Source organism: Agrobacterium sp. LR_9 (assembly GCF_041954855.1).
In the GTDB taxonomy this organism is placed as follows: Bacteria; Pseudomonadota; Alphaproteobacteria; order Rhizobiales; family Rhizobiaceae; genus Agrobacterium; species Agrobacterium leguminum.
This window is the reverse complement of the sequence record NZ_JAVAYA010000002.1, coordinates 368,441-394,963: the sequence shown is the minus strand read 5'-3', so window position 1 is coordinate 394,963 and position 26,523 is coordinate 368,441. Positions and strand designations below refer to the sequence as shown.

The 26,523-nt window shown below is 59.2% G+C and carries 26 protein-coding genes; 13 read left to right on the top strand and 13 right to left on the bottom strand.

Annotation, left to right across the window (positions count from 1 at the left end; all coding sequences use genetic code 11):
- Positions 1 to 6: 6 nt before the first annotated feature.
- The 5 genes from RAC79_RS04355 to RAC79_RS04335 all read right to left on the bottom strand — a co-directional run bounded on the left by RAC79_RS04355 (position 7) and on the right by RAC79_RS04335 (position 4,009).
- On the bottom strand, positions 7 to 981 hold the full coding sequence (locus RAC79_RS04355) for a DUF2232 domain-containing protein (RefSeq protein ID WP_065654091.1): 975 nt from the start codon (positions 979 to 981) through the stop codon (positions 7 to 9).
- Between the two features lie 187 nt (positions 982 to 1,168).
- Complete coding sequence (gene rpsR, locus RAC79_RS04350; RefSeq protein WP_003502063.1) at positions 1,169 to 1,417, bottom strand: 30S ribosomal protein S18; 249 nt, start codon at positions 1,415 to 1,417, stop codon at positions 1,169 to 1,171.
- Positions 1,418 to 1,433: 16 nt separating this feature from the next.
- Positions 1,434 to 1,895: a 30S ribosomal protein S6 gene (gene rpsF, locus RAC79_RS04345; RefSeq protein ID WP_003520723.1), complete on the bottom strand. Its 462-nt coding sequence runs from the start codon at positions 1,893 to 1,895 to the stop codon at positions 1,434 to 1,436.
- A gap of 264 nt (positions 1,896 to 2,159) precedes the next feature.
- Positions 2,160 to 2,795, bottom strand: a complete 636-nt coding sequence (locus RAC79_RS04340; protein WP_125145873.1) for a DUF2272 domain-containing protein — start codon at positions 2,793 to 2,795, stop codon at positions 2,160 to 2,162.
- A 170-nt stretch (positions 2,796 to 2,965) separates the two neighbouring features.
- A complete protein-coding gene (locus RAC79_RS04335; RefSeq protein WP_174039024.1) occupies positions 2,966 to 4,009 on the bottom strand; it encodes an aldo/keto reductase in 1,044 nt (347 codons plus the stop codon).
- A gap of 224 nt (positions 4,010 to 4,233) precedes the next feature.
- Between RAC79_RS04335 and fabD the strand changes: the two genes are divergently transcribed.
- From fabD to RAC79_RS04290, 9 genes are all read left to right on the top strand, one after another.
- Positions 4,234 to 5,178: an ACP S-malonyltransferase gene (gene fabD / locus RAC79_RS04330; RefSeq protein WP_065654087.1), complete on the top strand. Its 945-nt coding sequence runs from the start codon at positions 4,234 to 4,236 to the stop codon at positions 5,176 to 5,178.
- Between the two features lie 82 nt (positions 5,179 to 5,260).
- The gene (fabG, locus tag RAC79_RS04325; protein ID WP_003520726.1) at positions 5,261 to 5,998 is read left to right on the top strand and encodes a 3-oxoacyl-[acyl-carrier-protein] reductase; all 738 of its coding nucleotides are present in this window, start codon (positions 5,261 to 5,263) and stop codon (positions 5,996 to 5,998) included.
- Between the two features lie 349 nt (positions 5,999 to 6,347).
- Positions 6,348 to 6,584, top strand: a complete 237-nt coding sequence (locus RAC79_RS04320; protein WP_003502080.1) for an acyl carrier protein — start codon at positions 6,348 to 6,350, stop codon at positions 6,582 to 6,584.
- Positions 6,585 to 6,832: 248 nt separating this feature from the next.
- Positions 6,833 to 8,095, top strand: coding sequence for a beta-ketoacyl-ACP synthase II (gene fabF / locus RAC79_RS04315; protein WP_003520727.1), 1,263 nt, complete (start codon positions 6,833 to 6,835; stop codon positions 8,093 to 8,095).
- A 329-nt stretch (positions 8,096 to 8,424) separates the two neighbouring features.
- Positions 8,425 to 9,645, top strand: a complete 1,221-nt coding sequence (gene mltG / locus RAC79_RS04310) for an endolytic transglycosylase MltG (RefSeq protein WP_065654086.1) — start codon at positions 8,425 to 8,427, stop codon at positions 9,643 to 9,645.
- 68 nt (positions 9,646 to 9,713) lie between these two features.
- Positions 9,714 to 10,601 carry a YicC/YloC family endoribonuclease gene (locus RAC79_RS04305; RefSeq protein WP_174039026.1) on the top strand — a complete coding sequence of 296 codons (888 nt, stop codon included), beginning with the start codon at positions 9,714 to 9,716 and terminating at the stop codon, positions 10,599 to 10,601.
- A 5-nt stretch (positions 10,602 to 10,606) separates the two neighbouring features.
- Entirely contained in the window at positions 10,607 to 11,269 is a 663-nt protein-coding gene (gmk, locus tag RAC79_RS04300) for a guanylate kinase (RefSeq protein ID WP_065654085.1), read from the top strand.
- Between the two features lie 93 nt (positions 11,270 to 11,362).
- Positions 11,363 to 11,596 carry a type II toxin-antitoxin system VapB family antitoxin gene (vapB, locus tag RAC79_RS04295; RefSeq protein ID WP_031233980.1) on the top strand — a complete coding sequence of 78 codons (234 nt, stop codon included), beginning with the start codon at positions 11,363 to 11,365 and terminating at the stop codon, positions 11,594 to 11,596.
- Positions 11,596 to 11,994, top strand: a complete 399-nt coding sequence (locus RAC79_RS04290) for a type II toxin-antitoxin system VapC family toxin (protein WP_020810687.1) — start codon at positions 11,596 to 11,598, stop codon at positions 11,992 to 11,994. Before vapB ends, RAC79_RS04290 begins: the two co-directional genes overlap by 1 nt.
- Before the next feature lie 32 nt (positions 11,995 to 12,026).
- Here RAC79_RS04290 and RAC79_RS04285 read toward each other — a convergent pair whose 3' ends face one another.
- The 7 genes from RAC79_RS04285 to RAC79_RS04255 form a co-directional block, all read right to left on the bottom strand.
- The gene (locus RAC79_RS04285; RefSeq protein ID WP_174039027.1) at positions 12,027 to 12,677 is read right to left on the bottom strand and encodes an alpha/beta hydrolase; all 651 of its coding nucleotides are present in this window, start codon (positions 12,675 to 12,677) and stop codon (positions 12,027 to 12,029) included.
- 73 nt (positions 12,678 to 12,750) lie between these two features.
- The gene (gene rsmA, locus RAC79_RS04280; RefSeq protein ID WP_374996932.1) at positions 12,751 to 13,581 is read right to left on the bottom strand and encodes a 16S rRNA (adenine(1518)-N(6)/adenine(1519)-N(6))-dimethyltransferase RsmA; all 831 of its coding nucleotides are present in this window, start codon (positions 13,579 to 13,581) and stop codon (positions 12,751 to 12,753) included.
- The gene (gene pdxA / locus RAC79_RS04275; protein WP_174039028.1) at positions 13,581 to 14,603 is read right to left on the bottom strand and encodes a 4-hydroxythreonine-4-phosphate dehydrogenase PdxA; all 1,023 of its coding nucleotides are present in this window, start codon (positions 14,601 to 14,603) and stop codon (positions 13,581 to 13,583) included. Before pdxA ends, rsmA begins: the two co-directional genes overlap by 1 nt.
- A 26-nt stretch (positions 14,604 to 14,629) precedes the next feature.
- Positions 14,630 to 15,577: a peptidylprolyl isomerase gene (locus RAC79_RS04270; RefSeq protein WP_003520739.1), complete on the bottom strand. Its 948-nt coding sequence runs from the start codon at positions 15,575 to 15,577 to the stop codon at positions 14,630 to 14,632.
- A gap of 296 nt (positions 15,578 to 15,873) precedes the next feature.
- Positions 15,874 to 18,255, bottom strand: a complete 2,382-nt coding sequence (locus RAC79_RS04265) for an LPS-assembly protein LptD (protein WP_065654082.1) — start codon at positions 18,253 to 18,255, stop codon at positions 15,874 to 15,876.
- On the bottom strand, positions 18,255 to 19,343 hold the full coding sequence (gene lptG / locus RAC79_RS04260; protein ID WP_078054093.1) for an LPS export ABC transporter permease LptG: 1,089 nt from the start codon (positions 19,341 to 19,343) through the stop codon (positions 18,255 to 18,257). Before lptG ends, RAC79_RS04265 begins: the two co-directional genes overlap by 1 nt.
- A complete protein-coding gene (locus tag RAC79_RS04255; RefSeq protein WP_065654080.1) occupies positions 19,340 to 20,509 on the bottom strand; it encodes an LptF/LptG family permease in 1,170 nt (389 codons plus the stop codon). Before RAC79_RS04255 ends, lptG begins: the two co-directional genes overlap by 4 nt.
- 298 nt (positions 20,510 to 20,807) lie before the next feature.
- Between RAC79_RS04255 and RAC79_RS04250 the strand changes: the two genes are divergently transcribed.
- The 3 genes from RAC79_RS04250 (at position 20,808) to RAC79_RS04240 (ending at position 24,010) form a co-directional block, all read left to right on the top strand.
- Positions 20,808 to 22,301, top strand: a complete 1,494-nt coding sequence (locus tag RAC79_RS04250) for a leucyl aminopeptidase (RefSeq protein ID WP_174039118.1) — start codon at positions 20,808 to 20,810, stop codon at positions 22,299 to 22,301.
- Positions 22,302 to 22,326: 25 nt separating this feature from the next.
- Positions 22,327 to 22,776 carry a DNA polymerase III subunit chi gene (locus RAC79_RS04245; protein WP_003520745.1) on the top strand — a complete coding sequence of 150 codons (450 nt, stop codon included), beginning with the start codon at positions 22,327 to 22,329 and terminating at the stop codon, positions 22,774 to 22,776.
- 205 nt (positions 22,777 to 22,981) lie between these two features.
- Positions 22,982 to 24,010: a sensor domain-containing diguanylate cyclase gene (locus RAC79_RS04240; RefSeq protein WP_065654078.1), complete on the top strand. Its 1,029-nt coding sequence runs from the start codon at positions 22,982 to 22,984 to the stop codon at positions 24,008 to 24,010.
- A gap of 31 nt (positions 24,011 to 24,041) precedes the next feature.
- On the opposite strand, the gene RAC79_RS04235 is transcribed toward RAC79_RS04240, so the two are convergent.
- Positions 24,042 to 24,968 (bottom strand): Gfo/Idh/MocA family protein, encoded by a 927-nt coding sequence (locus RAC79_RS04235; protein WP_080856198.1) that lies wholly within the window; start codon positions 24,966 to 24,968, stop codon positions 24,042 to 24,044.
- Between the two features lie 327 nt (positions 24,969 to 25,295).
- On the opposite strand from RAC79_RS04235, the gene RAC79_RS04230 reads away from it, so the two are divergent.
- Positions 25,296 to 26,483: a GGDEF domain-containing protein gene (locus RAC79_RS04230; protein ID WP_174039029.1), complete on the top strand. Its 1,188-nt coding sequence runs from the start codon at positions 25,296 to 25,298 to the stop codon at positions 26,481 to 26,483.
- Positions 26,484 to 26,523: the final 40 nt, after the last annotated feature.

Sequence of the window (26,523 nt, the reverse complement as noted above, 5' to 3'; positions counted from 1 at the left end):
TCCTTTCTATGGTTTGGTTTCGTTCGTATTGTCGGTTTTCCGCGTCGGAGTAAGAGAGATCGTGCTGCGCACGTCGCTCAGGCCGAACACGAGAATGATGAACAGCGGAAAGACAAAGACCGCCGAGAGATATGCGAGAATGAGAACCGGCAGCCGCCAGTCCTTGCCGCGGGCGCGCTTGTGCAGCGAGGCGTAACCCGCCATCAGGAAGCCCGCGCCGAAGGTGCCGCAGATGACCGCGCCGACCATGGCCGCGACGCCGCCGAGGAACATGGCGACGATGCCGGCCAGAAAAATGAAGATGGCGTTGCGGTGCATGCGCAGCGCGGAAGCGATATCCTCACGCGGGCGAAGGCCCTTGCCGAAGGAGCCGACCACCCGGGTCGCGAAATAATAGGCCGCAAACAGAAGGATGACCCACAGGCCGCCCTGCACGATCGGCAGCATCAGCACCAGCAGCGATTTCGTCTGGGCGAGCGCCTCGGCATTGGGTTCGAACAGCGGCTCACGGTTCTGCACCGAGGTCATCATGATATCGACCATGCGGGCGACCAGATCGGGGCCATAACCGATCATCCAGCCGAGAATGACGACGGCGATGGAGACCAGAATGCACAGGTGCAGGACGATGCCGGAGAGCGGATACCAGGCGAGAAGATCGTCCGGGCCGCCGAGTTCGGAAGCCGGGCGTGCCAGATTGGCGAGATGCGAAAGCCAGCCCGCCGGGATCAGCGTGAAGATCGCGATGGTCAGCGCAAACAGCGGCGACATGACGAGAGCGCCGATGATGGCCGTGGTGATGATCGCGACGATGGCGGCGCGATTGCCCCATCCCATGCCTGCGATCAGGATCGGCATGGCGGAACCGGCATAGAGCAGGAAGGAAAAGGACGACTGTGCCGTTGCGCCAAGCGTCAAAAACGCGGCGCATATGCCGGCGAGAACGCCGGTGATCAGCACTGTCTGGTTCAACTTTTGCACTTCGCTGTCCTGCTGAAACGAAAGCAGTTAGAGGATCGCTCCCTGGAGCCTCATCCCCAACATGGGTTTTATGGTATCGATCCGCGCCCAACGCGGAAGGATGAATATTTCTCGACCCGCTGATTAAGAGTCAGCTGCTTCGAGGAAAAAGCGAGGCCGCGCCAAGACGCAGCCTCGCTTCAATTCATTACGCTACGACGTAGGGCAGCAGGCCGAGGAAACGGGCGCGCTTGATCGCCTGGGCGAGTTCGCGCTGCTTCTTCTGGGAAACGGCCGTGATGCGGGACGGAACGATCTTGCCGCGCTCGGAAATGTAGCGCTGCAGCAGACGTACGTCCTTGTAGTCGATCTTCGGAGCGTTTGCGCCGGAGAAGGGGCACGTCTTGCGACGGCGGTGGAACGGGCGGCGTGCCTGGGAAGAGGATGCGTCAGCCATTGGTCAAAACTCCTTCTTATGCACGGTCTTCGCGCGGACGGCGCGGACGGTCTTCGCGGTCGCCGAAGCCACCTTCGCGCGGTGCGCGCGGGCCACGATCTTCACGCGGGCCACGGTCCGGACGGTCGCCATCGCGGCGCGGACGGTCGTCACGGTCGCGCTTCTGCATCATCGCGGACGGGCCTTCTTCGTGGGCTTCGACGGCGATGGTCATGTAGCGAAGAACGTCTTCGTTGATGCGCATCTGGCGCTCGACTTCATGGATGGCGGCCGCCGGAGCGTCGATGTCCATGAGAGCGTAGTGAGCCTTGCGGTTCTTCTTGATGCGGTAGGTGAGGGACTTCAGACCCCAGTTCTCGATGCGTCCGACTTTGCCGCCGAACGATTCGATAACGCCCTTGTACTGCTCGACAAGTGCGTCGACCTGCTGGGCAGAAATATCCTGCCGGGCAAGGAAGATGTGTTCGTAAAGAGCCATTTAAGCTTTGCCTTTCTTGCGTTTCGTCCTTCACCCGGCAACGGCGCTAAGCCTCAACGACTGCTCCTGAAAAGGCGTGAGCCTTAAAGCAAGAAAAGCGTTGTTCGAGACGGTCGAGAGCGGAGACACGGGAGGCCGGAAAAACCTTATGGTTCCTGCTGTTCCGTTACCGGAACCAGCCCTCCGTTCAGCCACCAGCCAATTGGACCGGGTGTTGTGAACAGCGCGCTTATACGGATTTTTCGCATTTTGGCAATGGTTTTGTCAGTGCAGCGCGTTTTTCTTCAAAACGACGAACCATTTATGCGTGGTATCGGCGATATGGCCGCTTTCGGTGAGCGGTATCGTTTTCTTCGTGACCGAGTCGAGAACGTTGAAACCAATGACGTCGATTTCTCCCGGTCGTCTGGCGACGACAATATCGGTATGCGACTTGTATGTCCCGACTTTGTCATAGTAGCCCTGGGCCTGCTGGAAGCTCACTTTTTCGTAAGTGTACCCAACGATGTCGCCCACATCCGGTGTCGCGCCGGGCTCTTTAAGGCGATACCCGTGATAAAGGGTGTTTGTCGCATTTTGCTGGCGCGCCTTTATAAAATGGCGGATCCACACGGAATGCGCTTGCGCGAAGGGGAACTCTTTCTTGCTGAACTGCGCGGCATGGAAGACATATGAAATTCCGACGGCAGACCAGAAATACTCGTCATTCATTATCTCGTCTTCAGTCGGCGCTCCGCCGCCAACAGCATTGTAGTTCTTGATGACGTGTTTCGCAAATACGGGGTCGTCATCCTTGTGCTGGATGTTCTTGGCGCCAGTAGAAAGGTTCCATGTGGACTTACCCCAATGGTTCCACTCATTGCCAGCTATCTTGAGAATATCTGCGACCGTCTTCGCCATCAAATTCTCCCAAATTATAATATGTTTTGTCGTTGAAAAAATATCTCTTTAATTCTGAATTATCATCTGAAGTTCACCGGCGTATATAAAAATATACGCCGCTGAGGGCAATGATACAGAATTTAATCAGTATTGAAAGACGGTTTATTTGATTTTTGTTTGAAGATAGTTCAGATCGCCATCGGATATTGCCGATGGATCGCGGCAATACCCGTCAGCACCTCGTCCGACAGCGTCACATCCGCAGCCGCAATATCCACCTTCAACTGTTCCATCGTCGTCGCGCCGATGATGGCCGAGGCCATGAAGGGACGTGTCAGGCAGAAGGCGATGGCGAGCTTTGCCGGATCGATTCCATGCTGCGCGGCAAGCTCCAGATAGGCCTTGACGGGCGCTTCCTGAAGCGGCTGCAGGCGGCCGCCGAGGTCTCTGTTGATGGTGCCGCGCGATCCCGCCGGGCGCGCGCCGTTCTGGTATTTACCGGTGAGCAGACCTGCCGCCAGCGGCGAATAGGCGAGCAGGCCGACATCCTCGTGATGGGCGACTTCCGCCATGTCCAGATCGAAGCTGCGGTAGAGCAGGTTATATTCATTCTGGATGGTGGCGACGCGCGGCAGGCCGTTGGCCTCGGCGATGTCGATATATTTCTGCGTGCCCCAGGCGCTCTCGTTGGAAAGGCCGATGGCGCGGATCTTGCCGGCCTTCACCAGTTCGCCGAGCGTTTCGAGCTTTTCGGTGATTTCGGCAAGCGTGCGCTGCTTTTCCTGACCTGAAGCGTCGAAGCTCCAGACGCCGCGGAAATGATAGGTGCCGCGGTTCGGCCAGTGAATCTGGTAGAGGTCGATGTAGTCCGTCTTCAGGCGCTTGAGGCTGGTATCCACCGCCTCGCGGATGGCGGCGGCGTCGATATCGCGGCCGCCGCGAATATAATCGCGTCCCGAACCGGCAACCTTGGTGGCGAGCACGACCTGATCTCGCTTTCCGGTCTTTTCAAACCAAGTGCCGATATAGTCTTCCGTTCGGCCCTGGGTCTCGGCGGAAACGGGGGTGGTGGGGTAAAGTTCTGCCGTATCGAAGAAATTGACACCGTTTTCGACGGCGTAATCCATCTGCGCATGCGCTTCGGCTTCAGTGTTCTGCGTGCCCCACGTCATCGTGCCGAGGCAGATTTCAGACACGGAAATATCCGTGCGGCCCAATAGTCTCTGTTTCATGGAAATGTCCCGGTGCTTGGCCAGATAGTTTGGAAGGTGGTGTGAAAGTAATGGGGAATTGCCGCAGTGCAAGAAAAAATATGATGAAAGATAAGGGGAAAACAGGACGGCAAAACCCCTGACATGGGCCTGCCATGGGGCTTCAAGCCTTGACTTCGCTGGCGGGAATGTGAATGGAAGTCCGAAAGAATAAAGGCAAGGCCAGACAAGAAGGACGACATCCCATGGGTATTGCATTCACATTTCCCGGACAGGGAAGCCAGGCCGTCGGCATGGGCAAGGAGCTGGCGGATACCTATCCGGAAGCGCGCGCCGTGTTTCAGGAAGTCGACGAGGCGCTCGACCAGAAGCTTTCCGATATCATGTGGAACGGCCCGGAAGAGACGCTGACGCTGACCGCCAACGCGCAGCCGGCGCTTATGGCGGTGTCCATGGCGGTCATGCGGGTTCTCGAAGCGCGCGGCTTCAAACTGTCCGATACGGTTTCTTATGTCGCGGGCCACTCGCTCGGCGAATATTCGGCGCTCTGTGCCGCAGGCACCTTCTCTGTTGCCGATACCGCCCGCCTTCTGCGCATCCGCGGCAACGCCATGCAGGCCGCCGTGCCGGTGGGCGAGGGCGCCATGGCGGCGATCATCGGGCTTGAGCATGACGCTGTTTCGGCAATTTGCGAAGAGGCGGCCATTCTCGGCATCTGCCAGATCGCCAACGACAATGGCGGCGGTCAGCTCGTCATCTCCGGCGGCAAGGCCGCCGTCGAAAAGGCTGCGGCGATCGCTTCCGAAAAGGGCGCCAAGCGCGCCATCATGCTGCCGGTTTCCGCACCCTTCCACTCTGCGCTGATGGCGCCGGCGGCGGAAGCCATGCGCGAGGCGCTGGCGGCCGTCGAAAAGCACAACCCGGTCGTGCCGGTCATCGCCAATGTGCGCGCCGCCCCCGTTTCCGATGCCAATGAGATCGCCGCGCTGCTGGTCGAGCAGGTGACGGGTCAGGTGCGCTGGCGCGAGACGGTGGAATGGTTCGCCGCCAACAATGTCACGCAGCTTTACGAGATCGGCTCCGGCAAGGTGCTGACGGGCCTTGCCCGCCGCATCGACAAGACGGTGAACGGCGTTGCCGTCAACGGTGCTGCCGATATCGACCAGCTTCTTGCCACCCTCATCGGCTGAGACGGATACTCCGGCTGCCGCATTCATCGCGCGCAACTGCGCTGAACATTTTCAGTCCGAAGCTCTAAAGAAGGAATAGGACATGTTTGATCTGACAGGCCGCAAGGCTCTCGTAACCGGCGCGACCGGCGGCATCGGCGAAGAAATCGCCCGCCTTTTGCACAGCCAGGGCGCAACCGTTGGCCTGCACGGCACCCGCGTTGAAAAGCTCGAAGCGCTGGCGGCGGAACTTGGCGAACGCGTCAAGATTTTCCCGGCCAACCTTGCCGACCGCGCCGAAGTAAAGGCGCTCGGCGAAAAGGCCGAAGCCGAGCTGGAAGGCGTCGATATCCTCGTCAACAATGCCGGTATCACCAAGGACGGCCTCTTCGTGCGCATGAGCGACGAGGACTGGGATAACGTCATCGAGGTGAACCTGACGGCGATGTTCCGCCTGACGCGCGAGCTGACGCATCCGATGATGCGCCGCCGTTTCGGCCGCATCATCAACATCACCTCCATCGTCGGCGTTACCGGCAATCCCGGTCAGGCCAACTACTGCGCCTCCAAGGCCGGCATGATCGGTTTTTCGAAGTCGTTGGCCCAGGAAATCGCCACCCGCAACGTCACCGTCAACTGCGTGGCTCCGGGCTTTATCGAAAGCGCGATGACCGGCAAGCTGAACGACAAGCAGAAAGACGCCATCATGGGCGCCATTCCCATGAAGCGCATGGGAACCGGTGCTGAGGTCGCCTCGGCCGTTCTTTACCTCGCCTCCAACGAGGCGGGCTACATGACCGGCCAGACCCTGCACGTCAACGGCGGCATGGCGATGATCTGACGGCACTTGTGACCGTCATAAAAGGATTGCGGCGCTGTTTAAGCACCTTCTTGGGTAGCTGGCGCCGCAAGGCCCCGCCGGCTGGTTTTCGGCGAAATTGCCTGTCATACGCTGTGCTTAGCGCGTTTTCAGGCTTTTCGACCGATTGAAACCATGTTAAGCGGGCCAAGACTGTGAACAGTCGTCCCGGAGAGACAGGAAGCCGTTGCGATTTTGCGTGACGATGTCTAGCTTGGACCGGGTTGAACGGGTTTGCCAGCAGTGCCGGATTTGAACGGCGCATGAGGGCTTCTAACAGGGCAGGGTGCCGCAAGGCATTCCCTTCAAAATAAAGGTCGAGGAAACCGACATGAGCGATATCGCAGAACGCGTAAAGAAAATTGTAATTGATCATCTTGGCGTTGACGCCGACAAGGTTGTCGAAGGCGCCAGCTTCATTGACGATCTGGGCGCTGATTCGCTCGACACCGTTGAACTGGTCATGGCTTTCGAAGAAGAATTCGGCGTTGAAATCCCCGACGACGCAGCTGACTCGATCCTGACCGTCGGCGACGCCGTAAAGTTCATCGAGAAGGCCCAGGCCTGATCGACCTTAATGGGGGAGGTGCAATATCCTCCCGTCCTTGGCCCGGCTCGTCCGGGCCAATGTTTTATAGGCAGACGGTAACATGCCCGCGGGTGGTGCGTGTTCCGGGCAATGCATGGGGTCAAGGGCCGGAAACGGCGCCCACAACCTTCGTGCCGAGATTTGAATACTGCAGCATCCGATGAACATCTCCTGATGTCCGGCGTTGCATGAAGACCGATGATTTGGATAAGGGCGGAGCATTGGCGATGAGGCGTGTCGTTATCACCGGTACCGGCATGGTATCTCCTCTTGGATGTGGGACGGAAGTAACCTGGGAGCGGCTTCTCGCCGGCCAGAATGGCGCCCGTCTCGTGACTGAATTCGAAGTCGAAGACCTTCCGGCAAAGATCGCCTGCCGTATTCCCGTGGGCGATGGTTCCAACGGCACCTTCAATGCCGACGACTGGATGGAACCCAAGGAACAGCGCAAGATCGATCCTTTCATCCTGTACGGCATGGCTGCCGCCGACATGGCGCTTGCCGACGCGGACTGGCATCCGGAAACGGACGAGGACCAGATCGCCACCGGCGTTCTGATCGGCTCCGGCATTGGCGGCCTGGAGGGCATTGTCGAGGCGGGCTATACGCTGCGCGACAAGGGCCCGCGGCGCATTTCGCCATTCTTCATTCCCGGCCGCCTGATCAACCTCGTATCCGGCCAGGTTTCCATCCGCCACAAGCTGCGCGGACCGAACCATGCCGTGGTGACGGCCTGCTCGACCGGCGCGCACGCCATTGGCGACGCCGCCCGTCTGATCGCGCTCGGCGATGCCGACGTCATGGTCGCCGGTGGCGCCGAATCGCCGGTCTGCCGCATCGCGCTTGCCGGCTTCGCCGCCTGCAAGGCGCTCTCCACCCAGCACAATGACAATCCGGAAAAGGCCTCGCGCCCCTATGATCGCGACCGCGACGGTTTCGTTATGGGTGAAGGTGCGGGCATCGTCGTTCTGGAAGAGCTGGAACATGCCAAGGCGCGCGGTGCGAAGATTTATGCGGAAGTCGTTGGTTACGGCCTTTCGGGCGATGCCTATCACATCACCGCACCGTCCGAGGACGGTGAAGGCGCCTATCGGTGCATGTCGATGGCGCTGAAGCGTGCAGGTCTCACGCCTGACGATATCGACTACATCAACGCCCATGGCACCTCGACCATGGCCGATACGATCGAGCTTGGCGCGGTCGAGCGGCTTGTCGGCGAATCGGCCTCGAAGATTTCCATGTCTTCCACCAAGTCGGCCACCGGCCATCTTCTCGGTGCGGCGGGCGCTATCGAGGCGATCTTCGCGACGCTTGCGATCCGCGATAACATCGTTCCGCCGACGCTGAACCTCGACAATCCCGATGTGGAGACGAAGATCGATCTCGTGCCGCACAAGGCGCGCAAGCGGCAGGTCGATGTGGCGCTCTCGAACTCCTTCGGCTTCGGCGGCACCAACGCCTCCCTCGTGCTGCGTCGTTACGAAGCATAATTGCGGCGGCGGCTCTGCCGCCGCTGGCGCCCTCCCACCGGGTGCTGACAAAGGACGTTCTTTCCTTTGAAGAACGCATTGCGGCTTGCGAAAGCCATTCCGGTTTTCGCGCCGATATTGTAGTCGTTTATGGGAAGCGTTTGCCGGTTCGGGGTAATTTCCGGCCGCAAGCTGCTTCCTCCATCGGCTTTGTCCGAAACGATGTTCGTGAAGCGGAATAGCAAGGCTTCACGATATCTCTATGTGGTGCAGGAAGACATTCCGAACCTGTTTTTGCCGCATTACCTGCGCAAAAAGCGCTGACAACGCCGAACTGAAAAGGACCGACGGTGAGCGACACGAACCAGAACAGCCAGGGACAATACGGACAGAACGGCGCGGGCGAAGGCAATCGTGGCCCGATCATTCCGAAATCCCCGACGGAAGCCCTGCGGCCGGAAAAAGTGCCGGCTCCGCCCAAGCGCTCCCGCAAGGCCCATGGCCAGCTTGTGATCTTTCTGAATTTTCTGATGACGCTCGCGGTTGCCGTCTGTGTGCTGGCCATTGCCGCTTTCTATTACATGATCGATGCGTTTCAGGAGCCCGGTCCGCTTCAGACGAACACGCATTTCACGGTGCGCAACGGCGCCGGTATTATCGAGATCGCCAATAATCTCGAGCGTAACGAGGTCATCTCCAACGCCCGTGTCTTCCGCCTGATGACCGGCAGCTACCTGCAAAAGGACCAGACGCTGAAGGCCGGCGAATATGAGATCAAGGCCGGCGCATCGATGAAGGACATCATGATGCTGCTGGAGTCCGGCAAGTCGATCCTTTATTCCGTGTCGCTGCCGGAAGGCCTGACCGTGAAGCAGATGTTCGCGCGCCTTGGGGCGGATGAAGTGCTGGATGGCGAATTGCCCTCGGCCCTGCCGCCGGAAGGAAGCCTGCGCCCCGATACCTACCGTTTCACCCGCGGCACCAAGCGCGAAGAAATCATCAACCAGATGAGCGCGGCGCAGGACAAGCTGATCAATATGATCTGGGAACGGCGCGATCCGGACCTTCCGATCAAGACCATCGAGGAATTCGTGACGCTCGCCTCGATTGTCGAGAAGGAAACCGGCAAGGATGATGAGCGCGCCCATGTCGCTTCGGTGTTCTACAACCGTCTGAAGAAGGGCATGCGCCTGCAATCTGACCCGACGATCATCTATGGCCTGTTCGGTGGCGACGGCAAACCGTCGGACCGCCCGATCTATCAATCGGACCTGCAGAAGCAGACGCCGTTCAACACCTATGTCATCAAGGGCCTGCCGCCGTCGCCCATCGCCAATCCGGGCCGGGCGGCGCTTGAGGCCGTGGCCAATCCATGGCGCACGGATGACCTTTATTTCGTTGCCGATGGCACCGGCGGCCATGTGTTTGCAAAGACGCTTGAAGAGCATAACGCCAATGTGCGCCGCTGGCGCAAGATAGAGGCCGAAAAGGCGGCCTCCGGCGCCAATCCCGAGGTTGTCGTGGATGGCCAGCCGGGCGGGGCCGAGGCGGAAAAGCCGGCCAACAATTGAAAATCCTGACCGGGCCCTGCGATCCGCACGGGCCCGGTTTTGCACAGCATGACGGGGGGCTTCCAGATATGACATTGCAATCGATGACCGGCTTCGCACGCAGCGAAGGAACCTCCGGCCGTTACCGCTGGGCGTGGGAATTGCGCTCGGTGAACGGCAAGGGGCTCGATGTGCGCCTGCGTCTGCCGACCGGTCTTGAAGCGCTGGAAACAGCCCTGCGCGAAATCGCGGGTGAGCATCTTTCCCGCGGCAATATCCAGGCGGGCCTGACGCTGGCGATTGCGGAAAACCGGCTGGAGGCGGTGATCAACCGCGATGCTCTGGCGGCGGTTCTGGCGCTGAAGAAGGAGCTTGGCGATGTCGTGGAAGACAAGCCGCTGAGCTTCGACACGCTGCTTACGCTGCGCGGGCTCGTCGATTTTCGCGAGGCGGAAGATGACGCGGAGGCGCAGGCCGCACGCAACGGCGATGTGCTTGCCGGCTTCGCCGCCGCCGTTGAGAAGCTGAAGGATATGCGCGAGCGGGAAGGGGCGTCGCTGTTTTCCATCCTGTCCGGTCATATCAACCGGATCGAGCAGCTCGCGGACATCATTGAAAACGATCCTTCCCGCCAGCCGGAACAGATCGCGGCACGGCTCGCCCAGCAGATCGGCCTCATCGGCGACGGCTTGCATGGTCTCGACCGTGACCGGCTGCATGCCGAGGCGGCGCTGCTCGCCACCAAGGCGGATCTGCGCGAAGAGATCGACCGGCTGCACGCCCATGTTCAGGCGTCGCGGGAGCTTTTGGCCAATGGCGGACCGGTAGGACGCAAGCTCGATTTTCTTGCACAGGAATTTAACCGCGAGTCGAATACAATCTGTTCCAAATCGAACGCCAGTGCGGTAACCGCAGCAGGCATAGAGCTGAAAGTGGTGATCGACCAGTTCCGCGAGCAGGTCCAAAATCTGGAGTAGACCCCATGGTCCCGGTGAATAATTCTCCCGTCACGATTGCCCGCAGAGGGTTGATGCTGGTGATTTCTTCGCCATCGGGCGCGGGCAAATCGACGATTGCGCGCAACCTGCTCGACAAGGACAAGAATATCGGCCTGTCCGTCAGCGTCACGACGCGCCCGCGCCGCCAGAGCGAGATTGACGGCATTCACTACCATTTCATTTCCACGCGTGAATTCGAGCGCCTGCGGGATAGCGATGCGCTGCTGGAATGGGCGGAGGTTCACGGCAATTTTTACGGCACCCCGCGTGGGCCGGTGGAAGATGCCATGGCTGCCGGCCGCGACATGCTGTTCGATATCGACTGGCAGGGCGCCGAGCAGCTTCAGGACAAGATGAAGGCGGACGTCGTTTCGATCTTCATCCTGCCGCCGACCATGACCGAACTTCAATCGCGCCTGCATCGCCGCGCCGAAGACACCGAAGAGGTCATCAAGACCCGGCTCCTCAATTCCCGTGCCGAGATCGAACACTGGCGCGACTACGACTATGTCATCCTCAATGACGACCTGCAGGCCGCCTTCGAGGCCGTCGAAGCCATCGTGAAGGCCGAACGCGTCCGCCGCGACCGCCGCCACGGCATGTTCGATTTCGTGCGGGGGTTGCTCGAGGAAGAGCCGAAGCTCTGATGGAAGGCAGCGTCTGGCTACCGGCCCCAAAATCTTGAAATCGAAGCGGTTAGGCGTTATGTATATCCCAATAGGATATACGAGGCTCTGACAATGGCTACGTCAACGGTTTTTATAAGCAATCGCAGTCAAGCTGTAAGGCTACCGAAGGCCGTGGCTTTTCCTGATGACGTGCATAAGGTCGATGTTCTGAAGATCGGTCTTGCGCGTGTTATAGTGCCGCAGGGAAAGCGCTGGGACGACCTTTTTCTGACCGGCCCTCGTGCAACGGATGATTTTCTTTCCGTTCGCGAAGAGCCTGCATTGGATGAGCGCGAGCCCTTCTGATGCTCACATATATGCTCGATACCAATATATGTATCTATGTGATGAAGACTTATCCTCCGGAGCTACGGGAGAAATTCAACGCCCTGGCAGATCAACTGTGTATTTCGAGCATCACACTTGGCGAGCTTTATTATGGTGCTGAAAAATCAGTCCGGCGTCAGGAAAACATCAACGCCATTGAAAATTTTACCGCGCGTTTGGACGTTCTGCCCTTCGCCGACAAAGGCGCCGCACATTACGGCCAGATCAGGGCCGAACTTGCCAAGGCTGGAACCCCGTGCGGCGTTCATGATATGCAGATTGGTGGTCATGCGCGTAGCGAGGGGCTGATCGTCGTAACCAATAATATGCGCGAGTTTGTCCGGATGCCCGGTTTGCGAGTTGAAAACTGGGTTTAGTTCTCGGCCTTGCCCTGTTCCAAAACGTTCGGCTAACCGATGGGAGAGGCTGCTGTTCTCTGGGCGATAGGTTCATTTGCCGCCCATTGGCGAGACAGCCGCTCGTCTGCGGAATCTTCAGCCCAGCCGTGGCCCGCATCAACTGTCTGCAGAACAACATCCGCACCGGCCGATGCCAGTTGGTTGGCCAAATGCGGCGCGTCGGTGGGGTGACGCCTTTCGTCGTACGCGCCGGCGAGCAGGAGTATGGGGTATCCTGAGAGGTCTGGGAGGGCCTGATCCGTTCTTGGAGAAAGCGGGCGAAGCAGAATGGCTCCCCTCGACAAATTCCGATTCAAGCATATGGTTTCAGTCGCTATGATCGCGCCGTTCGAATATCCAACGACAAGGGGTCTCTGCCCGGTCTCATGAAATACAAAGTCGATGAACTGGCAGAGGCTGGTCGCTCGATGTTTGAGGTCGTCAATATCAAGCTTTCTGTCGGGCTTTCGGCGGAAAAACGCGAATCCATTTTCCCAGGGAACGGCGCCTCTCGGCGCGTATAAGACACCGTTAGGAAAGACGGAACGGCCAAAAGAAATGAGGTCGTCTTCCGTTCGTCCCGATCCATGCAGCAAGACAACCGCGCAGTCGGGCGTTTCAGCGGGAATGTCGAGCTTGTAATGAAAACCGGCACTCTCCACGCACTTCTTCCTTTATTCGCAGCCTCCACGAACGCGTGTCCCGCTACTCGGAATGGCACATTCCACGACGGATTTACAGGCAGTTCGCCAAAGTGACGAATTCCTCCACCGACAGCGTTTCCGCTCGCCGTGTGGGGTCGATCCCCGCTCTTTCCAGAAGCGTTTCGCCGCCAAGGCTTTTCACGCTCTGGCGCAGCATCTTGCGGCGCTGGCCGAAGGCGGCTTCCGTCACCTTTTCAAGCTTGGCGACATCGCAAGGCAGCGGCTTGTCCTTCGGCAGCAGGTGCACGACCGTGGAGGTTACCTTCGGCGGCGGGCTGAAGGCCTGTGGCGGAACGTCGAAGGCCATTTCGGAAACCGTGCGCCAGCCGGCGAGAACCCCGAGCCGGCCATAATGGTTGTCGCCTTCTTCGGCCACGATGCGCTGGCCGACTTCCTTCTGGAACATCAGCGTCATGGAGAGCCAGAAGGGCGGCCATTGTTTCGGCAGCAGCCAGTTGACCAGCAATTGCGTGCCGACATTGTAGGGCAGGTTGGCGATGATCCGCACCGATTCGCCGGCGGGAACCAGAGCCTCGAAATCGGTTTTGAGGGCGTCGCCCTCGATGACCTCGAGCCGTCCGGGATAATGGGCTTCGATTTCCGCCAGCACCGGCAGGCAGCGGCTGTCGCGTTCGACGGCGATGACCTTTTTTGCCCCGAGCGACAGAATGGCGCGGGTGAGGCCGCCGGGACCGGGGCCGACCTCTATCACCGTCACGCCGTCTAGCGGCCCTGCTGTCCTTGCGATCTTCTGGGTGAGGTTGAGGTCGAACAGGAAGTTCTGGCCGAGCGACTTCTTCGCGTCGAGCCCGTGGCGCTGGATGACATCGCGCAGCGGCGGCAGTCCGTCGATGGCCGCCATTATGCGTTGGCCCGGCTGCGGAGGGAAATCTCCGCCGCCATCTTCAGCGCCGCCACGAGGCTCGCCTCATTGGCTATGCCCTGGCCGGCAATGCCGAAGGCGGTGCCATGGTCGGGCGAGGTGCGGATGAAGGGCAGGCCGAGCGTGACATTGACGGAATCGTCGAAGCCGAGCGCCTTGGCCGGAATCAGCGCCTGATCGTGATACATGCACACCGCCACGTCATAACGCTTGCGGGCAGCATCGTGGAACATGGTGTCGGCGGGAAGGGGGCCGAAGGCATCGATCCCGTCCTTCCGCAACCGCATGGTCGCCGGGTGAACGATATCGCGATCCTCGGTGCCGAGTGCGCCATCTTCACCCGCATGCGGGTTGAGGCCGGCAACCGCCAGACGCGGCGCCTCAATGCCGAATTTCTGCCGGACATCGGCATCGATGATCCGGCAGGTCGTGACGATCAACTCTTCGGTGAGAGCGGCCGGCACGTCTTTCACGGGGATATGGATCGTCACCGGGACGACACGGACCTTGGGGCCGGCAATCATCATCACCGGGATGATGTGCTCGCCGGTCTGGCGCAGGGCAAGATCGGCGAGAAATTCCGTATGGCCGGGGAATCCGAAACCCGCGTCGTATAGCACCGATTTCGCGATCGGATTGGTGACGACGGCCGCAGCCTTGCCCTCGACCGTGAGGGAAACGGCGGTCTCGATGGCCTTGATCGTCGCGTGCGCCGCTCCGACATGCGGCTGACCCGCCTGCACTTCGAAGCCGACAGGAAGGGGGAGGATGGGGAACGCCTGTTCGAACAGGGCGACGGCGCTTTCCGCATCGCAGGTCTCGATATTGACCGGTACGCCGATCAGCGCCGCACGGCTCGCCACCACATCGGGATCGCCGATGAAGATGAAGGGCGGCACGCCGTTCTCCCGGCGCTTAGCCCAGGCGGTGATGGCGATGTCGGGGCCGATACCGGCTGGATCTCCCTGTGTCAGGGCAAGCGGCAGGGATGCATATGTCACGGAAAGACCCGGCTCTCGTATCAATATCAGGTGTTGACGATCTGCGCCTTCTTGCGCAGCTCATCCATATATTTCTTTTCGTTCGGGTTTTCGCCGTCCTTGGCCTTCATCAGGTCTTCGGACTTGAACACCATTTCCGCCGCATAGTCGTCGGAAACTTGGCGCTGCTTGCAGATGGCCAGATATTCGACGCCCTTTTCGGTGACGCGGGTGCCGGTGGTGCCGCCTTCCTTGGTCTTCTCCACCAGCGCCTTCCAGTCTTCCGGCAGCTCCGGCGCCAGAATGCGGCCAAGGTCCTTGATCGCCACGTCGCGCATGGTCGCGGCAAAGCTCATGGCCTGGTCGCAGCCGGGGTAACGCTTACGCGAGGCTTCAGCCTCGGCCTTGCGCTTGCCGGTAATGGCGTTGCGTTTCGATTCCGGGATGACGAAGATGACCTGCTGCAGGAAATATTCCGTGGTGACGGGCTTGTCGCCGCGTTCCTTCAGTCGGGTAACGAGATCCTGCGTCGACATCTTGCCGCGTGCGCCATAACGGGCGTTGACAAGGCGCGGCCAGCTCATCTGAACGGCGATGAAGGCCTTGAAATGATCGGCTCCGACACCCGCCTGCGCAAGCACCTTCGTCAATTGCTGCGGGGTCATCTTGTTGTTGCCGGCAAAGCGTGCGAAGGCCGCATCGACATCGTCAGTGCTAACCGACATCTTAACGCGGCCGATTTCCTCGCGCTTCAGCGCTTCGTCGACAAGCTGCTCACGCGCCTTTTCGTTGAGATTGCCGGACTGGCGCTGCAGCTTGAGGAAGGCGACGCGCTTGGCAATATCGTCATTGGTGATGGGGGTCTTGTTGACGACGATCTTGACGGTGCTATCGGCGAAGGCCTGGCCGGCATAGGGCACAACGGCCATGGGAACGGCGAATATCGCAAAGGCGAAAGCAGCGCCACGCAAAGCCGTCTTTCCGAAATTCATCATATCCTTCTCCCTTTCGTCGGGCAGGGTCCTGTTGCCCTGACCCGCCAATCTGTTCTGCCTGATGAGCGGAATATTGAACTCTCCCGCTTTTCAGACCTGCAACTGTGCATCGCACCGCGAATTTGCCACGTATATATCATCGCGATCCGCAAGACGGCAATGTGTCGGTTTGTTGAAAGAAAACCCGATAGGTTCCATGCGCGGCCGACATTGGCGTGTTGTTGCGGCGAAACCGTGGCTTTACTGGCCAAATGGTAAAAAGGCAGGTCACGATGCTGCGTAACCTGCCTCTAAACTCAGTAGTTGTTTGGCTTCCAGCCAATATCCATGTCGTTCCAGTCCTCATTGGCTGAACCGACGCTGATATCGCCGAGCGTACGGAAGGCCAGACGGGCATTGATCGACCAGTCATTGGCGGCCTGACGGCTGGAATTGATATTGCCTTCGTCGGAATAGCTGACCGTCAGGATCGTGCACTCATCCTGATAGGCAATGCCGATGCGGCGTTCGGCGGCAAACTTCCCGTTGAGATCGTAATTGATCGAACCGAACAGCGACCAGTTGTCGTCCATGCGCAGCGAACCGGACGCCTGGATGATATCGCGATCTTCGTTATAGCCGTATTTCGGCTGCGCCTTGACCTGCGTATAGCTGAGCTTGCCCGTAAGGCGACGGTCCGAATAGCTTATACCGGTTTCCGAGCGGTTGATGTCGAAATCGTCCTTGTCGAGACGCAGGCTCGACGACAGCGAAAGTCCGATCGGCGCATCGAAAGCGGCCATGGCGACGTAATCCGAACGGTCGGATTCGAGGCCCGAATTGGCGCCTGCATTGACGAGATCGTAGGAGGCGAAGGAATTGTCGCCCGCCAGATGGAAGGACTGGCCGGCAATGGCGCGAACGCCGTAGCCATTGTCGAACGTACCGTTATAGCGGAAGCCGATATTGGCGCGCGTGCCGCCCTCGATCCGGTCGAAACCGGAGAATTTGTCGCGTTCGAACAGGTTGGTCGCGTCGAAGACGAATGCCTGTGCATCCTCGTTCGGAAGGCGGCCGGCATATTGTTCGTTCGGGCGCACGAAAATCTGTGCGATTGGCTCAATCACGTGGCTGCTGTTGAGCGCCGTGAACAGCCAGGGATAACGCACTTCCAGACCACCGGTGACCATGCCGCGGAAAGCCGCGCCGTCATGCATCATGCCCTCATAGGCATAGGAGGTCCCGCCCGAGGTGAAGGCCGCAGGAGACATGTCCGTCCAGAGCGCGTCGCCGCGCGCGGCAAGGATCGGCGTGATCTGCAGGCCGCTGTCCATCGTGAAGGTGCGCTTCCACTCGGCTTCGGTGGAAAGGCGCGTATAGTCACCCTCAAGCCCGCTGAAACGCGGATAACCGCCAAGCGCGTAAGCATCCTGCCGCAGGCGCGTGATGCTCGTCAGGTTGGTGGTCAGCGAAAGTTCGCCGCCATAAACCGGATCCGGCACGAAATAACGGTAGTCGACAACCGGGTGGACGATTGCCTGTTTGCGTTCCTTGGCTTCGGTATTGTCCGTATCCTGAACGTTGAAATAATAACCGCGGGCTTCGAAGCTGTTACGCTCACTCGCGCCGTTCAGATAAATCTGGTTGGTCTGAACGTCGTTTTTATAACCCTTCAGCCCGTAGGTGCGCGAAAAGTTATTGTCGGTCTGCACCATGGCATCCCAGCCGAACGCCCAGCGCGGGTTGATCGAGAAATCACCCTTGCTTGCGATCATGCCGCGATTGTCGTTGAGGGCGTCGCTGGTGCCGGCCGTGAAGGTTTCGGACTTCTGCTGGCTGATGCCCGCAATCGTGACCGTGTGCATGCCGGTTTCGAAGCGCTGGCGCAATTCCGCCTGCAGCAGCAGACCCTGCGTCGTGTAATAGGTCGGCGTGACGGTCACGTCCGAGGTGTCGGACAGGACGTGGAAATAGGGGACGCCGATACCGAAACCGAGATTGTCGGTAATGCTCATCTGCGGGAACAGGAAGCCGGATTTACGCTTCACCGTATTGTCCGGAACCGTGAGGAACGGCAGATAGGCGATCGAATGGCCGAAAAGCTGCAGGCGGGCCTTTTCCAAGCGCACCGTATGGGTCTTGCCGTCCTGAACGACGCGCTCGGCCTTGACCTGCCACAGCGGCGCCTTTTCGGGCCGCTCGGCGCAGGGCAGACACGCGGTGTAGACACCGTTGTTGAGCACCATCAGGTCGCCTTCGAGACGCTCGGCGCTTTCACCGGCAATACGGGTATTGTCCGTGGTCTCGACGCGCAGCGCATTGACGAAGCCCTGACCGAAATCGTCGGTCACGTCCATCTCGTCGGCATAGATCTTGTTGCCGCCCGGCTCAATCAGCTCGATGTTGCCATGGGCGATCACACGGCCGGTCTGCTGGTTATATTCCACTTGCTGGGCCACCATGCGGTAGCCCGAATATTTCATGCGAACCACACCCTTCGCGATCACACGCTGGGAATCGCGATTATAGGTCAGTTCATTTGCTGTAAGCAGGAGTTTCGAATCGTCTTGGCTTGCCGACGCAAGCAAACCATCCTGGCCGATAGCGACCGGGCTGGATGCCAAATACGCGCACACAGCGGCACCTGTCAGAAGGGCCGTCCAAAGCCGCCTGATATTCCCGCGGTCATATACCGCCACTAGCCGTCCTCCTGATGAAGCAGAATGGTTGCCCCCAAAGCCAACGCCACGATGACTGGAACCCAGACCGCGACGGTGGGAGGGACAACGCCACCACTCCCGAATGCCCTTACGAGCACGGTTACTACATAAAGCACGAAGCCGGAAACGATTCCACCCAGAATCACGGAGCGCGATTGGGCGAAGCGGCTGAACTTTAATGAAACGGTCGCGGCGATCAAGGTCATCGCGACCAGAAGCAGGGGCGTCGATAGCAGGAAATGATACTGCGTCTCAAGCGCCTTCGAAGATAGTCCAAAGGACTTTGCAACTTCGATCTTGTGAGAAAGGTCAAAGAAAGCAACGGTTTCCGTCTGCGTCATGCGCTCCTGGACGAATTCCCGTCTCAGATTGGTACTGATCCGCGTGCTTTCTTGCCGAACTGGCACATGCCCGGCGCGCGTTTCCGAAACGCCGTTAAGAAGCCAGTAACCATCTTCCAATTTAGCCGACTTCGCATCCTTACGGGAGACGATGTTTCCGTCCTTGTCGATGTCGATCAGAACCACGTCGAGAAGCAGCGTTCCATTGTCCTCGAAGCTCTTGGCGCCGATGATAGTATCCTGGCCGCCGCTTGCCTGGCGCATCCACGGAATGATCTCCTGCTGGCGGCCGCCGCCCGCTTCGTTGCGCAGGCCGGCTTCCATCGCCAGCGATTTGTTCTGGCCCCATGCCGCAATGGGGTTGAGGATAGTGACCGACAGGATGCCGATGAAAACCGCGCCGAGCACGAACGGAAGGATGAACTGCCAGGCGGAAATGCCGGCGGCGCGCGTCACCACCAGTTCGTAACGCCGGTTGAGCGAGATCAGCGTCGTCATGCCGACGAAAAGCGCGATGAAGGGCACGGTCTGTTGCAGGATCAGCGGCAGGCGAAGCGCCGTCAGGCCAAGGGCGGCCGGAACGGAATAGCCGGGCAGGCCGGACATGCGCCGTGCCGTTTCGCTGAAGTCTGCAAGATAAATGATCGAAGATACGCCGAGCAGGAACCAGATGGCGGTGATCAGATATCGCTTCAGGAAATACCGGGAGAGCGTGTTGAAAATCATGCGTTGCCGCTCCCAGAGCTTTTCGCCATCCGGCTGGAGAAGAGACGGCGCAGACGACCCATCGCATCGGCGATGATTCTCGGCATTTTCGGCTTGCGCCCGGTCAGCAGAATGAAGGCGGCGGCCCCGCCGCTAAGGCCCGGAACGGCATAGACCAGCGGAATGAAGGCCGCGCTCTGCTTGATCTGATTGGTGACGTAAAAACCAAGCCACCGCAGCATGAAGGCCGTCACCAGCGCGGCGACCATCGGATGCAGGCGCGCCTCGCGGTGTGAACGGGCATCGGCGGCGATGACCAGCGAAATCAGCGCGAAGGAAAAGGCGAACATCCAGTCCGACAGGCGCTTGTGCAGCTCGCTGCGGAAGGCTTCCGGCGAGCGCTTGTAGCTCGCATTGTTCTCGTCGGGCGAGAGAAGGAAACCGAGGCTGGCATCGCCCGGAGAGAGCGACGGCTCGGAATCCTGCTTTTCCGACATGGTCGAAAGGTCGAAGGCATAGGACAGGAACTTGACGATCGAGACCTTGCCGTCCGGCGTCTTCTGCTGCACTTCGCCGTCGCGCATGGTCAGCGACGTGCCGCTTTCGTCGATCATGCCTTCCTTGGCATAATAGATGAGGTCGAAATTCGGATCGCGGCGGTCGGCGACGAACAGGCCCTTGAGGATACGGCCCTGCCGCTGGGCGATCTGCACGTAAAGACCGTCCTGAATGGTACGGAAAGTCTTTTCTTCGATCACCGAGGACAGAAGGTCGGCATAGGCGGCGGCCACCATCTGCCGAGCGGAGCTGCGGGCGGGCGGCTCGATGAAATTGGTGATGGTGAAGGAAAGCGCGCTCAGAATGGCGGCCAGAATGAGAACCGGGCGATACATGATCGAACGGGGCGATCCGGCCGCATCGATGATGGCAAGCTCGGAATCGTTGTTCATCGTGGTGAATATCTGGGTGATGCCGATCACCAGCGCGAAAGGCAGGACGACCGGGATCAGCGTCGGCAGGATCATCGTCGCGAGCGCCATGAAGGAACCCATCGACTGGCCGGTATCGGTGACGAGATTGATTCTCTGGAGAACCTGGATGGTCCAGATGATGGCCAGCACCGGCAGCAGCGCGACCAGAAACATCTGCGTTGTCCGCCGCAGGATATAGTTCTCGAGAAGCTTCATACGGCCCTGTTCGACATTGTTTTTCCGTGCGATCGCTCGCCGAGTTTCCGCCTATCTAATCGCATCGTTTGCAATTGGCTATTCCGGCGTGCTCACAAATATGTTTTGCGCGATGATTTTTCCATCGCCTGTGTCTTTTTGTGGAACAAGCTGTCGGTTTCATGACGCGATTTCGCATTCCACAAAAATGCCTTTCCTTTAACGACTGTAGGCCTTTAAAGAATGCGGGGTTGCGCCCGGGGCCGAAAAGGCCATGATCATGCGCATCGTGCAAGTCGTAGAAGAAGAGCAGGAAAACATGTCCGCCAAATTCGATATTTCTTTCGCCAATTCCGCCGCGCTTGAAAACGCGCTCGCCGTTGTGCTGCAGGCCTCGGGTGAGGCGCAGGCCGTCGCCGGCGCCTCCGAGGCCGATCCGGGCGGTGTGATCGAAAGGGCGGCGAAGATTTCGGGCTTTTCCGCAAAATCCATGACGACGCTCGACGTGATCGCGCCGCAGGGTTCCGCCGCCGACAGGCTGCTCGTCATCGGCCTCGGCAAGCCGTCGAAACTGGTCGCTCATGACTGGCTGCGCGCCGGCGGCACAGCCGCCGCCAGTTTCAAGAAAGCGGACAGGGTCGTCATCTATCTCGATGCGCCGGGCGTAGAGGTCGGTGCGCAGGCGGCTGCGGATTTCGCGCTTGGCCTGCTGCTGCGCGCCTATAGCTTCGATGCTTACAAGACCAAGAAAAAATCCGACGAAGAGAAGATGCCGAAGAAGGTGGAGATCGTCATCGTCACGGCCGCCCATCAGGAAGCGGAAAAGGCTTTTGCCGTCTCCGAGGCCGTTGCGGGCGGTGTTACCCTGGCGCGCGATCTCGTCAACCTGCCGCCGAACGCTCTCGGGCCCGTCGAATTTGCCGAGAAGGCGGAGGAGCTGCGCAAGCTCGGCGTCGAGGTAGAAGTCCTCGGCGAGAAGGAGCTGAAGAAGCTCGGCATGAATGCGCTTCTCGGTGTGGCGCAGGGATCGGCGCGCCCGCCCAGACTTGCGGTGATGCAGTGGAACGGCGGCAACAAGAAGGATGAGCCGATTGCCTTCGTCGGCAAGGGCGTCGTTTTCGATACCGGCGGCATTTCGCTGAAGCCCGGCCTCAATATGGAGGATATGAAGGGCGACATGGGCGGGGCGGCGGCCGTGACCGGCCTGATGCATGCGCTGGCCGCCCGCAAGGCCAAGGCAAATGTGATCGGAGTCATCGGCCTTGTGGAAAACATGCCTGACGGCAATGCCCAGCGTCCGGGCGATATCGTCACCTCCATGTCCGGCCAGACCATCGAGATCATCAATACCGATGCCGAAGGCCGGCTGGTTCTGGCCGATGCGCTCTGGTACACCAAGGATCGCTTCAACCCGAAATTCATGGTGAACCTTGCCACGCTGACGGGCGCGATCACGGTGGCGCTCGGCAATCTCCAGGCCGGTCTTTTCTCCAATGACGACGAGCTTGCAGCGCGCCTCACGCGGGCGGGCGATGTGACGGCCGAAAAACTGTGGCGCATGCCGCTCGGCAAGGATTACGACAAGATCATCGATTCCAAATTCGCCGACATGAAGAACAGCTCGGGCCGTCTGGCGGGTTCCGTCACCGCTGCGCAGTTCCTCAAGCGTTTCGTGGGCGAAACCTCCTGGGCTCATCTCGATATCGCCGGCACCGCCATGGGGTCGCCGCTGACCGAGATCAACCAGTCATGGGGATCGGGCTACGGCGTCAGGCTGCTGAACGAACTCGTTCGCGCCCATTACGAAGATTGAAGCGAGCGGAGCGGCACGTCTGCGGATGACTGAAATTCTGTTTTACCATCTGACGGAATCGAAGCTGGAGGACGCCTTGCCGCCCTTGCTTGAGAAATCGCTGGAACGCGGCTGGAAGGTCGCGATCCAGACGGTGGGCGAAGAGCGCCGTGATTTCCTCGATACGCACCTGTGGACCTTTCGTGACGACAGTTTCCTGCCGCACGCCACCGATACTTCGCCCGCACCGCAAAACCAGCCGATTCTCCTGACGGCGTCCGACGAGAACGCCAACGCGGCAAGTGTCCGCTTTCTCGTCGATGGCGCCGAGCCGCCGGCGGTTGAGGCCTATGAACGTATCGTGTTCATGTTCGACGGATACGATGCCTACCAGCTCGAAATGGCGCGGAATCACTGGAAAAGACTGAAAACAGAGGGACATTCCCTGACCTACTGGCAGCAGTCACCTGAAGGCCGCTGGCAGAAGAAGGCCTGATCGCACCCCCGATTGTGCATCCCGACGATTGGTTCCATACGCAAACAGACCGGCAAAAATTCGCACGTGGCGTCAATTGCGGGTTTTTGCATTATGCGCTCGAAGGAATCCTGCGGGAATGGGCTTTCGCTTCGAGCGAGGCGGCTGGTTTGACCTGCTCTGCCTCGGGCGGCTTCCTGTGACGCAACAGCAGAAGGACATGAGTATGGGACAGGCGATATCGCGACCGGAGGGAGAAACCGAGCGCCTGGTCGCGGTGCGGTCGATCATGTCTTTCAAGAATGCCGAGATGCCGGAGCTGAAAGTGCTGTCGCAACTGGGGCAGGGGGTTTTTGGCGTGGCGCGTGCGGCGGTCAGTATTATCGATGAGGATTGGCTTCATATCGCTGAGCAGGCAGGAATGCAGCTGTCGGAATGCTCGCGCGATCTGTCGATCTGCAACCGCGTCATCGCCAAGCAGGATGTGGTGGTGATACCCGATCTCACCGAGCATCCGCATTTCCGCTTCATGCCCTATGTGAAAGAGGGGCCGGAGCTGCGTTCCTATGCGGGTGCGCCGATCGAACTTGAGCCTGGTCTTGTTGTTGGCGCCTTTTGCCTGGTCGATACGGTGCCGAGAAATTTTTCCCGCATCGAAATCGACAATCTCAGACATTTCGCGTTGCTGGCGGCTGCATTGCTGCGGCTTCAGAAAGCCAATTTCACCATGAGTCTGGCCGAACGCGAATTGCGCGATGCGGCGATGACCGATCCGCTGACCGGGTTTTATAATCGCAAGGCGCTGGAGGCGATTGTCGACGGCCAGCTCGGCGCGGCCCTGCGTGCAAACGAGGCCTTCGGTGTGCTCTATCTTGATCTGGACGGTTTCAAGACCATCAACGACACGTTCGGCCATCCTGCCGGTGACCGCGTTCTGACCGCCGCCGCCGGACGTATCCGCAAGGCAATCCGCAAGGAGGATATCGTCGTGCGCATGGGCGGCGATGAATTCGCGATTTTTATACCGCGACCCCGCAGCCCAGATGTCATGAGTGGAATGGCGGACCGGCTTCTGGCCGCTTTCCGAAACCCCTTCGACGTGGACGGGCAGGAGGTGGACGCCCGTCTCAGCATCGGCGGCGCGCTTGCTCCGCAGGCGGGTGCCGACCGGGCAACGCTGCTATCCAGCGTCGACGAAGCGTTGTATCAGGCCAAAAAATCAGGGCGCGACCGTTTCGTCAGCCGCGCCCTTTGAGGCATTGTCCTTCGGGAAGCGCTTCTGCTTCTCAGTCGTAGAAGGAATCCACGAATTTGTGGCGGCCGAGCAGGAAGGCGTCGGCTACGTGGGTCAGCGGCGCGAGATCGACATCGGAAAGGCCAGCCTTGATGATTTCCGAGAAACGCTCGTAAAGGGCAGGATATTCCCGCTCCGGCTGGGAGAGTTTTTCTTCGCCGTTGATCGAAAGCTTGGCGCCGCCTTCCGAAAGCACCATCCGTCCCGCTGCCGTCTCGGCAACGATATCCCAGCTCTGCTTGCCGGTCTGGCGCCAGTCGAATTCGGCATGGACGGGCGTTTTCGCCACATCGGAAAAATGCAGGTCGGCAGCGATCGGGGCGTCGCGGTTTTCCGGGAACTCAAGCGTCGCCTTGGTCAGGAACAGCGCGCGCGGCAGGATATGGGTGATGATCGAAAGCGCGTTGATGCCGGGATCGAACACGCCGAGACCGCCCGCCTGCCAGATCCAGGCCTGGTTCGGGTGCCAGTGGCGCACATCTTCTTTCCAGATGACATGCACGCTCTCGATTTTGGTGGAAGCCAGAAACACCTTCGCAGCCTCGACCGCCGGTGCATAACGCGAATGCCAGCTTGCAAAGAGCGAAAGGCCCTTCGAATCCGCCAGCCGGACGAGATCCTGCACCTCCGAAAGGGTGGCGCCCGGCGGCTTTTCGAGGAAAACGTGCTTGCCCGCATTCAGCGCCGCGTAAGCCGCCTCGTAACGATATTGCGGCGGCATGCACAGCGATACCGCGTCGATGGCAGGCACGGCCTCCAGCATGGCCTCGATGGTGCCATAGGAAGCGACGCCGTCCACGGTGCCGTGGCGGCTTGCGGTGCAGATCAATTCAAAATCCGGATTGCCTGCAATGGCGGGAAGATGCTGGTCGCGAACGATTTTGCCGACGCCGACGATGGCAAGCTTGGTGGCTGACATGAAGTGGAACCCGTGTGTGAGTGCTGTCTGAGATAAAGTGTGATTTTTACAGGTTTTTAGCAGAAACGCCCGAAGGAGCAAGGCGATCGTTTCGGCGCGAATGGTCTTTCCAGAAAGCGCGACGTCTCGACAGTATCCGACAGTGACTTCGCATTTCCACGCGACCTAAAATATATAAATTAATATTGCATTTTTATTGGAATTTTTCCTTTTTTCGGCTATTGAGATGCGGATTTTGATGTATATCTTGGTATTAATATAATTTATTTATTCTAATATAGTTATTTCAAAGATCGGATTGTGGTGGTTTTGTTTAAATCTGACCGATTGTCTGGCTTCGTTCAGAAAGTCAACGAAAGCAACCACCAATTCAATACATATGGGCTGATTTTCGGCGTCGTCCTCTACAATCTCTACATATTGGTGGATCTCAGTCTGGTGCCCGAGATCATCTGGCTTGATCTGGTCGTCCGCCTGATTATTGTAACGCCGATTTTATTTCTTTATTTTCCGGTGCGATATTATGCGATCGGGCTGCGGCAGGATGCGGTCGCCCATGAGGTGCTTCACGGGCTGGGCTGCATGTTGGTCGTCGCATCGATCATGTTCATCTATGCCAATGCTCGGACGTCATCCGCGAGCGAATATTACATCGGTATCGTTACCGTCGTCATTTACATGAATACGATCCATCGCAAACCGTTTCCGCTCGCGGTCATGGGTACGGTCGGGTGCATGATAGTATTCATTGTCGGCATGCGGTATGTCACGGTGACGAGCGAGGTCGCGAAGCTGCCCGCGATCATGTGTTCCGTTGGCATCAGCGTCGTTTCGCTTTTTGCGGCCTATCGTATCGAGCAGGTGGAAAGACGGGACTATCTGGCGTCGCTGCGCGAAAAAATGTTGTTGCAACAAATTCAAAGTGCAAACCAGGAACTTCAGCAGCTCTCCAATACCGATCAGCTCACCGGTATCCGCAATCGCCGCAGCTTCGACGAGGCGGCGAGCGAGGCTTCTGCCGGCAGCGGCAGGCCGCGGGCTCTCATCCTTCTCGATGTCGACTATTTCAAAAACTATAATGATTCCGAAGGCCATATTGCCGGCGATGACTGCCTGCGCAGGATCGCCGGACGTCTTCGCAGCGCCCTGCGCAGGGACGATGGCGACAGAAGTTTCGTCGCGCGTTACGGGGGCGAGGAATTCGTCGTCCTGCTCGACGATTGCGTCACTTCCGCTGCACTGGCGATAGGGGAAAGACTGAGATTGGCTGTGATCGACGAGGCAATACCCCATCTTAACCGCCCCGACGGGCGGGAAATCGTCACCGTCAGCCTCGGGATCGCAGTCTCCGGTGACGGCGGGGAAGTTATCTACGACATGGTCAACCGGGCCGATACCGCGCTTTACGAGGCCAAGCGCCATGGAAGAGACCGGCTGGTGTTGGCCTCCGGCCCTACGGAAGCGATTGCCGGGCCAACAGGACCTTATGACGCCGAAGCCGCAATGTCGGCATAGGCGGCTCAAGGCTGGGCGATGTTTGATAAGTCCTGCATGG

Coding starts and splice junctions, on each gene's coding strand:
- RAC79_RS04245 (WP_003520745.1), top strand. CDS start 22,327: ATGACTGAAATTCTGTTTTACCATCTGACGGAATCGAAGCTGGAGGAC.
- RAC79_RS04270 (WP_003520739.1), bottom strand. CDS start 15,577: ATGATGAATTTCGGAAAGACGGCTTTGCGTGGCGCTGCTTTCGCCTTT.
- fabF (WP_003520727.1), top strand. CDS start 6,833: ATGAGGCGTGTCGTTATCACCGGTACCGGCATGGTATCTCCTCTTGGA.
- RAC79_RS04240 (WP_065654078.1), top strand. CDS start 22,982: ATGGGACAGGCGATATCGCGACCGGAGGGAGAAACCGAGCGCCTGGTC.
- fabG (WP_003520726.1), top strand. CDS start 5,261: ATGTTTGATCTGACAGGCCGCAAGGCTCTCGTAACCGGCGCGACCGGC.
- lptG (WP_078054093.1), bottom strand. CDS start 19,343: ATGATTTTCAACACGCTCTCCCGGTATTTCCTGAAGCGATATCTGATC.
- rsmA (WP_374996932.1), bottom strand. CDS start 13,581: ATGGCGGCCATCGACGGACTGCCGCCGCTGCGCGATGTCATCCAGCGC.
- RAC79_RS04340 (WP_125145873.1), bottom strand. CDS start 2,795: ATGGCGAAGACGGTCGCAGATATTCTCAAGATAGCTGGCAATGAGTGG.
- fabD (WP_065654087.1), top strand. CDS start 4,234: ATGGGTATTGCATTCACATTTCCCGGACAGGGAAGCCAGGCCGTCGGC.
- RAC79_RS04255 (WP_065654080.1), bottom strand. CDS start 20,509: ATGAAGCTTCTCGAGAACTATATCCTGCGGCGGACAACGCAGATGTTT.
- RAC79_RS04305 (WP_174039026.1), top strand. CDS start 9,714: ATGACATTGCAATCGATGACCGGCTTCGCACGCAGCGAAGGAACCTCC.
- rpsF (WP_003520723.1), bottom strand. CDS start 1,895: ATGGCTCTTTACGAACACATCTTCCTTGCCCGGCAGGATATTTCTGCC.
- RAC79_RS04335 (WP_174039024.1), bottom strand. CDS start 4,009: ATGAAACAGAGACTATTGGGCCGCACGGATATTTCCGTGTCTGAAATC.
- RAC79_RS04235 (WP_080856198.1), bottom strand. CDS start 24,968: ATGTCAGCCACCAAGCTTGCCATCGTCGGCGTCGGCAAAATCGTTCGC.
- RAC79_RS04320 (WP_003502080.1), top strand. CDS start 6,348: ATGAGCGATATCGCAGAACGCGTAAAGAAAATTGTAATTGATCATCTT.
- rpsR (WP_003502063.1), bottom strand. CDS start 1,417: ATGGCTGACGCATCCTCTTCCCAGGCACGCCGCCCGTTCCACCGCCGT.
- gmk (WP_065654085.1), top strand. CDS start 10,607: ATGGTCCCGGTGAATAATTCTCCCGTCACGATTGCCCGCAGAGGGTTG.
- vapB (WP_031233980.1), top strand. CDS start 11,363: ATGGCTACGTCAACGGTTTTTATAAGCAATCGCAGTCAAGCTGTAAGG.
- RAC79_RS04250 (WP_174039118.1), top strand. CDS start 20,808: ATGTCCGCCAAATTCGATATTTCTTTCGCCAATTCCGCCGCGCTTGAA.
- RAC79_RS04290 (WP_020810687.1), top strand. CDS start 11,596: ATGCTCACATATATGCTCGATACCAATATATGTATCTATGTGATGAAG.